The 13,150-nt window shown below is 72.4% G+C and carries 11 protein-coding genes; 7 read left to right on the plus strand and 4 right to left on the minus strand.

Translation table 11 applies throughout. The features are described 5' to 3' along the window. Nucleotides 1-162 precede the first annotated feature (162 nt). Together ACSMTC_RS04985 and ACSMTC_RS04990 are read left to right on the plus strand one after the other, a co-directional pair. Nucleotides 163-372 carry a DUF1918 domain-containing protein gene (locus ACSMTC_RS04985; RefSeq protein WP_436558412.1) on the plus strand — a complete coding sequence of 70 codons (210 nt, stop codon included), beginning with the start codon at nucleotides 163-165 and terminating at the stop codon, nucleotides 370-372. A gap of 41 nt (nucleotides 373-413) precedes the next feature. Next, a complete protein-coding gene (locus ACSMTC_RS04990) occupies nucleotides 414-1,124 on the plus strand; it encodes a DedA family protein (protein WP_436558413.1) in 711 nt (236 codons plus the stop codon). On the opposite strand, the gene ACSMTC_RS04995 is transcribed toward ACSMTC_RS04990, so the two are convergent. The 4 genes from ACSMTC_RS04995 to ACSMTC_RS05010 all read right to left on the minus strand — a co-directional run bounded on the left by ACSMTC_RS04995 (nucleotide 1,085) and on the right by ACSMTC_RS05010 (nucleotide 4,792). Next, a complete protein-coding gene (locus tag ACSMTC_RS04995) occupies nucleotides 1,085-1,828 on the minus strand; it encodes a PIG-L deacetylase family protein (RefSeq protein WP_436558414.1) in 744 nt (247 codons plus the stop codon). The two genes, ACSMTC_RS04990 and ACSMTC_RS04995, sit on opposite strands and share 40 nt — an antisense overlap. A 13-nt stretch (nucleotides 1,829-1,841) precedes the next feature. Beyond that, nucleotides 1,842-2,498 (minus strand): NADPH-dependent F420 reductase, encoded by a 657-nt coding sequence (locus tag ACSMTC_RS05000; protein WP_436558415.1) that lies wholly within the window; start codon nucleotides 2,496-2,498, stop codon nucleotides 1,842-1,844. 122 nt (nucleotides 2,499-2,620) lie between these two features. After that, the gene (gene glmS, locus ACSMTC_RS05005) at nucleotides 2,621-4,480 is read right to left on the minus strand and encodes a glutamine--fructose-6-phosphate transaminase (isomerizing) (RefSeq protein WP_436558416.1); all 1,860 of its coding nucleotides are present in this window, start codon (nucleotides 4,478-4,480) and stop codon (nucleotides 2,621-2,623) included. A 36-nt stretch (nucleotides 4,481-4,516) separates the two neighbouring features. Further along, nucleotides 4,517-4,792: a hypothetical protein gene (locus ACSMTC_RS05010; RefSeq protein ID WP_436558417.1), complete on the minus strand. Its 276-nt coding sequence runs from the start codon at nucleotides 4,790-4,792 to the stop codon at nucleotides 4,517-4,519. 176 nt (nucleotides 4,793-4,968) lie between these two features. Here ACSMTC_RS05010 and asnB point away from each other — a divergent pair, with 176 nt between their 5' ends. The 5 genes from asnB (at nucleotide 4,969) to ACSMTC_RS05035 (ending at nucleotide 13,023) form a co-directional block, all read left to right on the plus strand. Beyond that, nucleotides 4,969-6,819 (plus strand): asparagine synthase (glutamine-hydrolyzing), encoded by a 1,851-nt coding sequence (asnB, locus tag ACSMTC_RS05015; protein ID WP_436558418.1) that lies wholly within the window; start codon nucleotides 4,969-4,971, stop codon nucleotides 6,817-6,819. A gap of 169 nt (nucleotides 6,820-6,988) precedes the next feature. Then, the gene (locus tag ACSMTC_RS05020; RefSeq protein ID WP_436558419.1) at nucleotides 6,989-8,065 is read left to right on the plus strand and encodes a hypothetical protein; all 1,077 of its coding nucleotides are present in this window, start codon (nucleotides 6,989-6,991) and stop codon (nucleotides 8,063-8,065) included. Nucleotides 8,066-8,343: 278 nt separating this feature from the next. Next, nucleotides 8,344-9,789 carry a pyridoxal phosphate-dependent decarboxylase family protein gene (locus ACSMTC_RS05025; RefSeq protein ID WP_436558420.1) on the plus strand — a complete coding sequence of 482 codons (1,446 nt, stop codon included), beginning with the start codon at nucleotides 8,344-8,346 and terminating at the stop codon, nucleotides 9,787-9,789. A gap of 108 nt (nucleotides 9,790-9,897) precedes the next feature. Beyond that, nucleotides 9,898-11,304, plus strand: a complete 1,407-nt coding sequence (locus ACSMTC_RS05030) for a GNAT family N-acetyltransferase (RefSeq protein ID WP_436558421.1) — start codon at nucleotides 9,898-9,900, stop codon at nucleotides 11,302-11,304. 456 nt (nucleotides 11,305-11,760) lie between these two features. After that, the gene (locus ACSMTC_RS05035) at nucleotides 11,761-13,023 is read left to right on the plus strand and encodes a MurT ligase domain-containing protein (protein WP_436558422.1); all 1,263 of its coding nucleotides are present in this window, start codon (nucleotides 11,761-11,763) and stop codon (nucleotides 13,021-13,023) included. The last annotated feature ends 127 nt before the right edge of the window (nucleotides 13,024-13,150 follow it).

The raw sequence follows: 13,150 nt of genomic DNA on the forward strand, positions 1-13,150 counted from the left end.
ACACCCCCCACGTGGCCCCGTACACGGCCCCCCGCCCCGCCCGGCACGACATTGCGGCCGCCCGGTTCACGCCGCACAGTGGAAGAGCGGAACGGCCGCCTGCCCCGCTGGTGGCACAGTGGTCGCCCGCCGGTACAGCCCGCACTCCCCAAGGAGCAGATCATGCATGCTGCGGTAGGTGACCAGCTCCACATCCACAGCAGGTCCGTCGGAATGACGGATCAGAAGGGCGAGATCATCGAGGTCCGCGGAGTCAACGGCGAACCCCCGTACGTGGTCCGCTTCGAGGACGGCCACACAGGCCTGATCTACCCGGGCCCCGACTGCAACGTCGAACCCGGGAAGCAGTCCGGCAGCCGTACGCTCGGGTAGCCACCGCCCGGGACACCGAGCACGCGGCCAGGAGCATGATCATGCCGGCGCCGCCTCTTCCGGGCCCCTTGGCCCACCTGGCTCCGCTGCTGGACGGCTACGGCTATCCGGCGGTCGGAGCTCTGGTCTTTCTGGACAACTGCGCCATCCCGGTACCGGGCCAGACGATCCTGGTGCTGGCCGCGGTGTACGCGGGCACCGGGCGGCTGAGCATCGCCGGGGTGACAGCGGTGGCCGTGCTGGCCGCCGTCGCCGGGCACGGCGTGGGCTATCTGATCGGCCGCACCGGCGGTCTCGCACTGCTGCACCGCTGGGGCCGCTATCTGCTGCTCACCGAGGAGCGGCTGGCCGAGGCCGACCGCTTCTTCGGCCGGCACGGTCCCAAGGTGGTGCTGGTGGCCCGCTTCATCGACGGTCTGCGGCAGACCGGCGGCATCATCTCGGGCGCCGCCGAGCTGCGGCCGCGCCGTTTCATGGTCGCCGACGTGGTCGGCGCGCTGCTCTGGGTCGGGGTCTGGGCCTCGGTCGGTTACGCCGCGGGCGCGGACATCGGCCCGCTCTACGCCAAGGCACTGCACTACCAGGGGGTCTTGCTGATCGTCCTGGTGCTGCTGGTGGTCGCCCTGGTGGTGGTGCGGATACTGCGCCGCCGTCACCGGTCCGGCGGTGGCGGACAGAGCGGCGACGGCGGCGACGGTGACTCGGAGCCCGCTCAGGGGCGCAGCGAGATCACCTCGAACGACGACGCGTAGGTGGTGCCGAGCCGGCTGCCGGCGGCCCGCCCGGCCGACTCCAGGAACTCCTCGGCAGCGGCCGTGCCGCCGTCGAGTGCCTCCAGGTAGGCCCCGTGGGCGAGCAGCGAGGCGACGCCCCGGTCGTGGAAACCGGTGGTGTCCACGGCGTGCCGGGCCTCGGGCGAGGCCGCGGCCCACACCTCGCGGACGCCGTTCCAGGGCGCCAGGCCCTCCTCGCCGAGCTCGGGGAAGATCCACCGGTTGCCCGCGTCCCGGACGGCGTCCAGGGTGGCCCGGCCGACCGCGATGTGGTCGGCCTGGTTGGGCATCGTGCCGCCGTAGGTGTCCCGGTAGTTGGTGGTCAGCACGATGTCCGGACGGTACTTGCGGACCGCGCGGGCGATGTCGCGGCGCAGCCCGACGCCGTACTCCACCACGCCGTCCGGGTGGCCGAGGAAGTCCACGTCGTCCACGCCGACCAGCGCGGCGGAGGCGATCTGCTCGGCCTCCCGGATCGGGCGGCAGTGCTCGGGCGCGAGCGAGTCGATGCCCGCCTCGCCGCTGGTGACCATGACGTAGCCGATCCGCTTGCCCTGGGAGGTCCAGCGGGCGACGGCGGCCGCGGCGCCGTACTCCATGTCGTCGGGGTGCGCCACCACGGCCAGGGCGCTCTGCCAGTCCTCGCGGAGCGGCTGGTACGGGGTCGGCGGGTGATCACTCATGCTGGGCGCGACCTCATTCGGCGATCTTGAAGGAGTAGTTGAAGTCGGTGTGGCCGACGTGACGCATCATGTTCAGCCAGAACGGCATCAGCATCTCGGTGGACCGGGCCGCGATGATCCCGCCGAGGTCGATGATCACCTCGCCGGACCAGCCGAACTGCTCCAGCACCGCCCTGACCCGGGCCTTGGCCTCCGGGTCCTCCCCGGCGATGAAGAGGTTGTGCGCTCCCGGCACCCGCCCGGGGTCGACCATCAGCGGCGCGCTGAGGGTGTTGAGCGCCTTCACCACCGCCGTGTCCGGGAACTCCCGCTGGATCCGCTCACCGATGCTGTCGGTGTTGACGGGGTCGAGGGTGACCCCGCCGTCGGGTGCGAAGACCACCGGGTTGGAGACGTCGATCAGGATCTTCCCGGCCAGCCGGTCGGCCCCGGCCAGGCGCAGGGCCCGGAGCGAGACCGTACCGGCGGTGGCGTTGACCAGCAGTTCACCGAAGCCGGCGGCGTCCGCGAAGGTCCCGGCGTGCCCGTAGGGGCCGGCCTGCCGGGCCCACTCGGTGGCCGCCGCGTTCTCCCCGCTACGGGAGCCGAGGGTGACCTCGTGTCCCAGCGAGACCAGTTTGGCCGCGAGGGTCCGGCCGACGGTGCCGGTGCCGATGATCCCGATCCGCAAGGTCCGTCTCCCGTTCCGTCTTCCGGCCGGGCACGATGCGCCCGTCGGCCCACGGTCGAACCCTAGCCTCCGTCCTGCCGAGCTGACATCACCTGGCGAGGATGTCGTCACATCCTCCCGGGCTACTCCACGGTGACGCTCTTGGCCAGGTTACGCGGCCTGTCCACGTCACGCTCCAGAGCCACGGCCGCGTGGTAGGCGAGCAGCTGGAGCGGGATGTTGAGCAGCAGCGGGTCCAACTCGGGCTGGCTCTTGGGGACCACGATGCAGTGGTCGGCGAGCCTGTCCTCGGGGACTCGGTGGCCGATGGCGAGGACACGGCCGGAGCGGGCCTTGATCTCACCGAGGGTGGTGAGGTTCTTGTCGAGCAGTTCGTCGTCGGGAACCAGTGCCACGGTGGGCAGTTCGGGGCTGATCAGGGCGAGCGGTCCGTGCTTGAGCTCGCTGGCGGGGTACGCCTCGGCGTGGATGTAGGAGATCTCCTTGAGCTTCTGCGCGCCCTCCCGGGCGACCGGGTAGCCGCGCACCCGGCCGATGAACATCATGCTCTCGGTGGGGCTGCTCGCGGTGCCGGCGAACTCGGCTGCCAGCTTGGCCACCAGCTCCTCCTGGTCGAGGATTTCGCGGATCTGGCCGGGCAGCGCCTTGAGGGCGTCCACGATCCGCCGGCCGTCGGCCGGGGAGAGGTCGTGGATCCGGCCGAAGTGCAGGGCGAGCAGCGCGAAGGCGATCACGGTGGAGGTGAAGGCCTTGGTGGAGGCGACCGAGATCTCGGGGCCGGCGTGCAGGTAGATGCCGCCGTCGCACTCGCGGGCGATGGCGCTGCCGACGGTGTTCACCACACCGAGCACCCGGCCGCCCTTGCGCTTGATCTCCTGGACGGCGGCCAGCGTGTCGTAGGTCTCGCCGGACTGGCTGACCGCGACGTAGAGGGTGTCGGCCTCGATGACGGGGTTGCGGTAGCGGAACTCGGAGGCGGGCTCGCTGTGGGCGGGGATGCGGGCGAGTTCCTCGATCAGCTGGGCGCCCATCTCGCCTGCGTAGTAGGCGGATCCGCAGCCGAGGATCTTCACCCGGCGGATCTCGCGCAGCTCCCGGGCGTCCAGGTTGAGGCCGCCGAGGTGGGCGGTGGCGAAGCGCTCGTCGAGGCGGCCGGAGAGGGTGCGCTCGACGGCGGCCGGCTGCTCGTGGATCTCCTTGAGCAGGAAGTGCTGGTAGCCGGCGGTGTCGTAGGAGCCGATCTCCCAGTCCACGGTGGAGGGTTGGTGGACGGTCGGGCGGGCGTCGGCGGTGAAGGTGTGGAAGCCGTCGGCGCGGACGGTGGCCAGTTCGCCGTCCTCCAGGTGCACCACCTGGCGGGTGTAGCGGACCAGGGCGGCGACGTCGGAGGCGACGAACATCTCCTTCTCGCCTATGCCGAGCACGATCGGGCTGCCGTTGCGGGCGACCACGATCCGGTCCGGGCGGGCGGAGTCGAGGACGGCGATGCCGTAGGTGCCCACGACGCGGCCGAGGGCGGCGCGGACGGCGTCCTCCAGCTCGCCGTCGTCGGTGAGGTGGGCGGCGACCAGGTGGGCCAGGACCTCGGTGTCCGTCTCGGAGGTGAAGGTGACGCCTTCGGCGGTCAGCCTGGCGCGCAGCTCGTCGGCGTTCTCGATGATGCCGTTGTGGACGACGGCGATCCGGCCCGCGCCGTCGACGTGCGGGTGCGCGTTGGCGTCGCTGGGCACGCCGTGGGTGGCCCAGCGGGTGTGGCCGATGCCGGCGGTCCCCTTGCCCCGCTGGTTCGAGTAGAAGTTCGCGGGTACGGCGGCGGCGAGGTCGGCGACCCGGCCCTTGACCTTGCAGACCTTCAGGGTGCCGCTCCGGCCGGCCACGGCCACCCCGGCGGAGTCGTAGCCCCGGTACTCCAACCGCTGCAGGCCCTCCAGGAGGAAGGTGGTCGCGTCCTTCGGGCCGATGTAGGCCACGATTCCGCACATAGGTGGTTACTCCTTGGTCAGGTGACGGGTCAGGGCTCAGCCGTAGACGATCCGGCGCAGCTGACGGGTGGACAGCTCGGGCGCCGCCACGCGACGGGCGGCCAGTTCGGCGCCGAGGCGGGCGAAGATCTTCTCGTTGGTCAGGCCCCGTGCCTGCAGCTCACCGTGGCGGCGGCGGACGTACTCCTCGGTGGGTTCGGAGAAGTACGCGAGCACCTCCGCGATCACTCGCGCGGCCTCGCCCGGACCGAGTGGAGTGGTGCGGGTGAGGTGGGCGAGCAGGTCTTCGTGAGGGTGCGGTGAGGCGGACACGGTTGGGGAGCCTATGCGGATGCCCGCCCATGATCCAAGATTTCTGCCCGAAATCGGGCAGATTCCCGGCCATTCGGTGATCGACCCGACCCTTGATCTGCTCAATATTTGAGCGTAGCGTCATCCTGCGTACACATATGGACACCGATAGACCTCTGGGACCCTTGGGAGTTCGGATGTGTGGGATAACGGGCTGGGTCGCGTTCGACCAGGACCTCACCACGGCGCGGGCCACCCTGGACGCGATGACCGCCACCATGACCTGCCGAGGTCCGGACGCGGGCGGCGTCCACCTGGAGCGGCACGCGGCGCTCGGCCACCGCAGGCTCGCGGTGATCGACATCGAGGGCGGCGCGCAGCCGATGACCGTCGAGGAGGACGGCCGGCTGCTCGCCGCCCTCACCTACAGCGGCGAGGTCTACAACCACCTTGAGTTACGAGCCGAGTTGGAGGCCGCGGGCCACCGGTTCCGCACCCGCAGCGACACCGAGGTGGTGCTGCACGCCTACCTCCGCTGGGGCCAGGACTTCGTCACCCGCCTGAACGGCATGTTCGCCTTCGCCATCTGGGACGCCCGCACCGAGGAACTGCTGCTGGTCCGCGACCGGATGGGCGTCAAGCCGCTCTACTACCAGCGCACCGCCGACGGCGTGCTGTTCGGCTCCGAGCCGAAGGCGATCTTCGCGCACCCCTCGGTGCGGCCGTCGGTGGACCTCGACGGGCTGCGCGAGCTGCTCGGCAAGACCAAGACCCCCGGTCACGCGGTCTACCGCGGCATGGCCGAGGTGGAGCCCGGCCATGTGATCCGGGTCCGCCGCCAGGGCGTGACGGTCCAGCGCTACTGGGCACTTGAGGCCAGGGAGCACACCGACGACCTGGACACCACGGTCGCCACCGTCCGCGGGCTGCTGGACGACATCATCGAGCGGCAGCTGATCTCCGACGTGCCGCTGTGCACCCTGCTCTCCGGCGGCCTGGACTCCAGCGCCGTCACCGCGCTCGCCGCCCTGGCACTGCGCGCCGGCGGGCACGGCCCGGTGCACTCCTTCTCCGTCGACTTCGTCGGCCAGACCGAGAACTTCCACCCCGACGCGTTCCGCGCCACCCCCGACGGCCCGTACGCGAGAATGGTCGCCGAGCACGTCGGTGCCGACCACCGCACCATCGAGCTGGACAGCACCTCCCTCACCGACCTGACGCACCGCCACGCGGTGCTGCACGCCCGCGACCTGCCGGGCGGCTTCGGCGACCTGGACACCTCACTGCTGCTGCTCTTCCGGGCGGTCCGGCGGCACTCCACGGTCGCGCTCTCCGGCGAGTCGGCGGACGAGCTCTTCGGCGGGTACGCCTGGTTCCACGACCCGGCGGTCGTCGCCGCCGACGCCTTCCCCTGGATCGCCGCGATGGCCGAGCTCTCCGGTCCCTCCGGCCGTCCCGAGGACGGCCTGCTCTCCCCCGACCTGCTCACCCGGCTCGACCTGCCCGGCTACCAGGCCCAGCGCTACCGCGAGGCCCTGGCCGAGGTGCCCCACCTGGACCACGCCGACCCGTTCGAACGGCGGATGCGGGAGATCTGCTACCTCAACCTGACCCGCTTCGTGCGCCTCCTGCTGGACCGCAAGGACCGGATGAGCATGGCCACCGGCCTGGAGGTCCGGGTGCCCTTCTGCGACCACCGCCTGGTGGAGTACGTCTTCAACACCCCGTGGGCGATGAAGACCTTCGACGGACGGGAGAAGAGCCTGCTGCGCGCGGCCGTCCGGGACACCCTGCCCGCCGCGGTGGCCGACCGGGTGAAGAGCCCGTACCCGAGCACCCAGGACCCCGACTACCCGCGCGGACTGCGCAGCGAGCTCGCCGAGGTCGCCGCCGACCCGAAGGCGCCGATCCACGCGCTGCTCGACCCCGCGGCGCTGGCCGACACGGTCCGCCCGGGCAGCGACCCGCAGGCCAACCGGGCCGCCACCGAGCTGGCCCTGGGCCTGAACACCTGGCTGGCCGACTACGAGGTGGCGCTGGAGCTCTGAGGTGACCGGGGGCGGGCTCCCTCGTTGAACCGGAGCGGCCGCGCCGCCGACGACCCGGCCGGTCGGCGCGGCCGCTCCACCCGAATGGCTGTCACACCCGGCCGCCTTCTGGCCGATGGCTACAGGATGGGACGGAACCTGTCCAAGCGATCCGCCAGAGGACCAGAGCATGAAGCCGCGAACTTTCGCGATCATCACCGCCGTCCTGCTCGGGGTGCTCGGCCTGGGGGCGGCCCTGGTGACCCCATGGGCTCCCGGTACCGCCCCCGCGGCCGCGCCCGGACCGGGCGGCGCGGCGGCCACGCCCACCGGCGACCCCGCGGTGTGGACCCGCAGTACGCTGCGCAACAAGCTGATGGCCGAGATGAACGCCGCCGACCCCGGCGTCGCCCTGGCCGACCTGGACAGGATCACCAAGCAGCTCCCCTACACCGTCCGGTTCTGCCATCCCATCGCACACGAGCTCGGCCACGCCGCGGTCAGGCGCTACCACCAGGACTTCCAGAAGGTCCTCTCGTTCCCGCACGAAACCTGCGCGGCCGGCTATCTGCACGGCGCCGTGGAGGAGATGCTGGCCGGCTCCGCCGATCCGGAGGCCGACATCCTCACCCTCTGCGCCCCCGCCAACAAGGGCCCCTGCATCCACGGCATCGGCCACGGGACCATGTTCGTCACCAAGCAGGACGTCCCCGCCGCGCGGGCGCTGTGCGACAAGTTCCCCACCGACTCCAAGCGGATCACCTGCTCCGAGGGCCTGTTCATGCAGTTCTTCGCCCCGGACGAGGAGGACGAGAACGCCAAGGCCAACCTCCCCGCCGACAAGCTCGCCCAGCAGCCGCTCTACCCCTGCCCCGAGCAGCCTCCGCTGTTCCGCTCCGCCTGCTACTTCTACGCGCCGACCTACTTCCTCAGCTCGCACGACTGGCAGGACCACCCCGAGGTCTTCGCCGAGGCCCTCAAGTGGTGTCTGAACGCCCAGGCGAGCGGCGGCGCGGGCGACTGCAGCCGGGGCGTGGGCTCGCGCACCATGAAGTACAACCTGGACCGCGAGGACTGGGCCGCCAACCAGTGCGCCACCGCCGCCGACGCCTGGCAGCGCAAGGCCTGCACCCAGGGCCTGATGAGCTACTACACCGTCAACTACACCGACCCCGGCGCCCCGGCCCGCCTCTGCAAGAAGATCACCAACCCGGAGATCGCCGGCTACTGCCGCGGCGCCGGCGGCCTGTCCGGCACCCTGGACTGAGAGCCCCGCCGCCCGGCGCGGCGGGCGTGCGGAACCCCGCCCCGGTACGCCTCCCCGGGCAGCGCGAGCGGCAGGCTCCCCGCAGGCGTGCGGCCCCCCGGTCCAACAGCCGGGCCGGGAACGGCGCCTGGGACACCGCGCGATCACACGGGGGCTCCCCGCGTACGCGCTCCGCGGTCCGACGCGGTCGGTCACACCGCCCGACGCGGTCGTATGATCGGGCCCAGCCAGGTGCGCCAAGGATGCCGCGCCCCAGTACCGCCCACTGGAGCAGCAGCATGAGCGACGCCACCCCCGACGAGTTCCGCGATGCCGCCCGCGCCACCGCCGATCTGGTCGCCGACTACCTCGACGCCCTGCCCGGCCGCCCGGTGTGGCAGCCGATGGACCCGGCCGAGCGGGCCGCCCTGCTGGACGCGCCGCTGCCCGCCGAGGGCCGCCCGCTCGGCGAGCTGCCGGAGCTGATCGCCACCCGGGTGATGCCCGCCCCGATGGGCAACGGCCATCCCCGCTTCTTCGGGTGGGTCAACTCCGCCCCCGCACCCGCCGGAGTGCTCGCCACCCTGGCCGCGGCCGCGATGAACCCCAGCTCCGCCGGGGGCGACCACGCCGATGTCCACCTGGAGCGCGCCGTGGTCCGCTGGATCGCCGAGCTGGTCGGCTTCCCGCACCCTCCCGGCGGCGGCATCCTCACCTCCGGCACCTCGATGGCCACCGTCCTGTGCCTGGCCGCCGCCCGGAACCGCGCCGCCCGCCTGGCCGGCTGCGACCTGCGCGAAGAGGGCCTGGCCGCTCTGCCCCCGCTGGTCGGCTACAGCACCGCCGAGGTCCACTCCTGCGTCCGCAAGGCCTTCGAGCTGCTGGGTCTGGGCAGCCGCAACCTGCGCACCGTCGCCACCGGCCCCGACGGACGGCTCGACGTGGCCGCACTGCGCGCCGCCGTCGCCGGGGACCGGGCCGCCGGGCGGCTGCCGTTCCTGGTGGTCGCCTCCGCCGGAACCGTCGGCACCGGCGCCGTCGACCCCTTCGAGCCGATCGCCGACCTCTGCGCCGCCGAACGGCTCTGGCTGCACGTGGACGGGGCGTACGGCGCCTTCGGCGTCCTCGACCCCGCCATCGCGCACCGCTACGCGGGAATGGAGCGGGCCGACTCGCTCGCGCTGGACCCGCACAAGTGGCTCGGCGTGCCGGTGGACTGCGGCTGCGCCCTGGTCCGGCACACCGAGGAGCTGCGCGGCACCTTCAGCCTGGTGCCCTCCTATCTGCGGGACGAGGCGGCGGGCGCGCTCGGCTGGTTCTCCGAGTACGGGATGGAGCAGACCCGGCCGTTCCGCTCGCTCAAGGTCTGGGCCACCATCGCCCATCGCGGCCGGTCCGGGATCAGCTCCGACATCGCCCGCTGCACCGCGCTCGCCCGTCGCCTCGGCGAACTGGTCGAGGCCGACCGGCGGCTGGAACTGCTCGCCCCGGTGGAGACCTCCATCGTCGCCTTCCGCTACCGCCCGGCGGGAGCGGACGAACGCCTGGTGGACGCGGTCAACCGGGAGCTTCCGGCCGCCGTCCAGCTGCGCGGGCGGGCCTTTGTCACCGGCGCTGTCCTCCGGGGCCGCGAGATGCTGCGGGCCTGTCTGCTGAACGCCGCCGCCACCGAGGCCGATCTGGGCATCCTGCTGGACGAAGTACGGTCGGCGGGAACGGAACTGATGGAACGTCAGATAGGTTGACGGGCGGGATCGGACCCATCGCACACCGCCCGGAGGCGGGCGGAGACTTTTACCGACAGGTCACGGGGGATTCGTGATCGTGAAACACCGGCGGGACAGCATGACCGCATGGACTCCTCGGCACTCTCGACCCGGCAGCCCACCACCCACTCCCGCGCCCAGCGCCGTGCCGCCCGCGGCCACCGCTGGCGCAGGGACACCACGGAACTCGCCGCCGTCTTCACCGCCGTCGCCGCCGCCGACCTGGTCGCCGACGTGGTGGTGCACGGACACGACGGCCCGGTGCTGCTCTTCGCCTCGGCGGCCGCGCTGCTGGTCACCGCGGTCTGCCACGCCTGGTGGGCACACCGGCACCCGAACCCGCCACCCCCGCCCACGCCGGCATCGGACGTGGGCGGCGCACCGCCCGGGGAGGCTGCGGTGACCGGGCCGCTGAAGGACTTCGAGCACACCGCCCTCTGGCGGATCCGCACCACCGTGCCCGACTCACCCGGCAGTCTGGCCCGGGTCTCCACGGCGCTGGCCGGCCTCGGGGTGAACATCCTCTCGATGCAGGCCCACCCGCTGCCCGACGCCACGGTGGACGAGTTCCTCCTCCGGGCGCCGAGCGCGCTGGCCCGCACCGAGCTGGTCGCCGCCGTCGCCGCCGCCGGGGGCCACGACATCTGGACCGACCGGGCCGACGCCCACGACCTGGTGGACGCACCGACCCACGTCCTGGCACTGGCCACCCGGACCGCGCTGGACGCCGCCGAGCTGCCGGTCGCGCTGCGGCAGTTGCTCGGCCACTGCACGATCCGCCAGTACCCGGGCGGCGGGCAGCGGGCGGCGGCCGGGATCGACGGCCATGCGATGCGGCTGCCCGTACCCTCCGGCGACCTGATCGAGCTGACCAGGCCGCATCTGCCGTTCACCCCGACCGAGTTCGCCCGCGCCCAGGCACTGGTCGAGCTGGACAGCCTGCTCGGACCGCGCGTTCCCAGGGTCGAGGCCCGCCTCAGCCTTCCCGCCGGCACCGATCTGACGGTCCGGCGGGCGGACGCCGGCGACAAGGCCGCCGCGCTGGCGATGCACCACCGCTGCTCCGACGAGTCGCTGCGCAGGCGCTACCACGGCCCGGTGGCCGACGCCGACCGCTACCTGGACCACCTGCTCGACCCCCGGCACGGCCAGACCCTGGCGGTGGAGGCCGGGGACGGCCGGATCGTCGCACTGGCCCACCTGATGTGGGACGACGACAGTGCGGAGGTGGCCCTGCTGATCGAGGACGACTGGCAGCGGCGCGGGCTCGGCGTGGACCTGCTGCGGCGGATGGCCGCGCTGGCCCTGGAGAGCGGGATCCAGACGGTCTACGCCGTCACGCACGCCTCCAACACCGGCTTGATCTCCACCATGCGCAGACTGGCCGCACCGCTCGACTACCAGGTCGAGGACGGCACCCTGGTGATCACCGCTCACCTCGCCGAGGCCGCCGAGCCCCTCCCGACCCCCTGGGCCACCGGCCCGGGCCGTTAGGGCGTGTCCGGCGGGCTCCAAGGACGAACAGGACATTCTCCGGGCGGCGAGGCGGTACTTCAGGGGCGCGGGGCTCCTCGTCAGAGGCTCGAAGCGGAAGCGACCGGGCCGCACGCACGGCTCCCGGGGCACCTCGCAGCGCGTGCTCTCCCGGTGGGGGGTGCTGCCGGCGGGCCCGGTGCGACCGGGGGCCATCCGCTTCGCGTAGCTCCCGGCACCCCTGACGGTTCACCCCTGGTTTCCTTGCCGTTGAGGGATTCCGCCCTGCCTCCGCGATGCCTTGGCAGAGGCTGCTGCCGAGGCCCCGTCAGGGCGCCGTCGGGGCAACCGAGGCAGGCCAGGCGGGGTCCGGGGCTCGGAGGTGGGCTGCGGAGTGGGTAGGCTGGGCCCGTCCCCGCCGCCCGACGGTCCCCTGCACGACCAGGGCGGTGCCGCAGCAAGGAGGAACCACTGAGCATGGCAGGCACCGATTCGGAGGCCACGGCCGCACGCGAAGCCTCACTGCCCCCCCGCGCCAAGCTCGCCGTAACGGCAGGCAAGGTGGCCGCTGCCCTCTCCCAGAAGGCAGGCCGAGGCAGTGGCTCGGTGATCGGCGGAAAGGTCGCCCTCAAGCTCGACCCCGATCTGCTCGCCACCCTGGCCGAGCACCTCGACGTGGTCCTGGTCAGCGCCACCAACGGCAAGACCACCACCACCCGACTGATCGCCGAGGCCCTGCGGGCCGCGGGCCCGGTGGTCTCCAACGCGCTGGGCGCCAACATGCCCGCCGGTATCACCGCCGCGCTGGCGGGTGGCTCGGACGCCAGGTTCGGCGTGATCGAGGTCGACGAGAAGTACCTGGCCGGGGTCGCCCGCGACACCCGTCCCAAGGCGATAGCTCTGCTGAACCTCTCCCGTGACCAGCTGGACCGGGCGGCCGAGACCCGGATGATGGCCGAGAAGTGGCGCGAGGGCCTCAAGGACACCGACGCGGTGATCATCGCCAACGCGGACGACCCGCTGGTGACCTGGGCCGCCTCCTCCTGCCGCAAGGTGGTCTGGGTGGCCGCCGGTCAGGCGTGGAAGGAGGACGCCTGGTCCTGCCCGTCCTGCGGTGGTGTGATGCAGCGCCCCGGCGACGACTGGTTCTGCCAGGACTGCGGTTTCCGCCGTCCGCAGCCGCACTGGGCGCTCCAGGGCACCCATGTCATCGACCCGCAGCGCGGTGCCTGGCCGATCCAGCTCCAGCTGCCCGGCCGGGCCAACCTGGCCAACGCCACCAGCTCGGCCGCCGTGGCCGCCGTGTTCGGTGTGGCCCCGCAGGTCGCCCTGCAGCGGATGCAGTCGGTGGCGGCGGTCGCCGGCCGTTACGACGTGGTCTCCTACCAGGGCCGCGACATCCGCCTGCTGCTGGCCAAGAACCCGGCCGGCTGGCTGGAGACCTTCTCGCTGATCGACGGCCCGCCGGCGCCGGTGATCCTCTCGGTGAACGCGATGGACGCGGACGGCACCGACACCTCCTGGCTCTGGGACGTGGACTACGAGCGCCTGTCCGGCCACCCGATCTTCGTGATGGGGCAGCGCAAGCTCGACCTGGCGGTCCGCCTGGAGGTCGCGGGCCTGCAGTTCCAGGTGGTCGACTCGCTGGACGAGGCCGTACAGGCGGCGCCGCCCGGACGGATCGAGGCGATCGCGAACTACACGGCGTTCCAGCAGCTGCGCAAGGCGGTGGCCAACTGATGTCCTACCCCACCGGTCACCCTCAGCAGTACCCCCCGCAGCAGCCCGCGCCGGGCTACAGCCCGCAGCAGCAGCAGCCGCAGCAGCAGTACGGCCAGCCCGCGCCGCAGGGCTACAGCCCGCAGCA

The organism is Kitasatospora sp. HPM-01-4 (assembly GCF_051374625.1).
Lineage (GTDB): Bacteria > Actinomycetota > Actinomycetes > Streptomycetales > Streptomycetaceae > Kitasatospora.

Bases quoted from the DNA above. Each gene is read 5' to 3' on its own strand.
- ACSMTC_RS04995 (WP_436558414.1), bottom strand. From the start codon at position 1,828: ATGAGTGATCACCCGCCGACCCCGTACCAGCCGCTCCGCGAGGACTGG.
- ACSMTC_RS05025 (WP_436558420.1), top strand. From the start codon at position 8,344: ATGAGCGACGCCACCCCCGACGAGTTCCGCGATGCCGCCCGCGCCACC.
- ACSMTC_RS04990 (WP_436558413.1), top strand. From the start codon at position 414: ATGCCGGCGCCGCCTCTTCCGGGCCCCTTGGCCCACCTGGCTCCGCTG.
- ACSMTC_RS04985 (WP_436558412.1), top strand. From the start codon at position 163: ATGCATGCTGCGGTAGGTGACCAGCTCCACATCCACAGCAGGTCCGTC.
- glmS (WP_436558416.1), bottom strand. From the start codon at position 4,480: ATGTGCGGAATCGTGGCCTACATCGGCCCGAAGGACGCGACCACCTTC.
- ACSMTC_RS05020 (WP_436558419.1), top strand. From the start codon at position 6,989: ATGAAGCCGCGAACTTTCGCGATCATCACCGCCGTCCTGCTCGGGGTG.
- asnB (WP_436558418.1), top strand. From the start codon at position 4,969: ATGTGTGGGATAACGGGCTGGGTCGCGTTCGACCAGGACCTCACCACG.
- ACSMTC_RS05035 (WP_436558422.1), top strand. From the start codon at position 11,761: ATGGCAGGCACCGATTCGGAGGCCACGGCCGCACGCGAAGCCTCACTG.
- ACSMTC_RS05030 (WP_436558421.1), top strand. From the start codon at position 9,898: ATGGACTCCTCGGCACTCTCGACCCGGCAGCCCACCACCCACTCCCGC.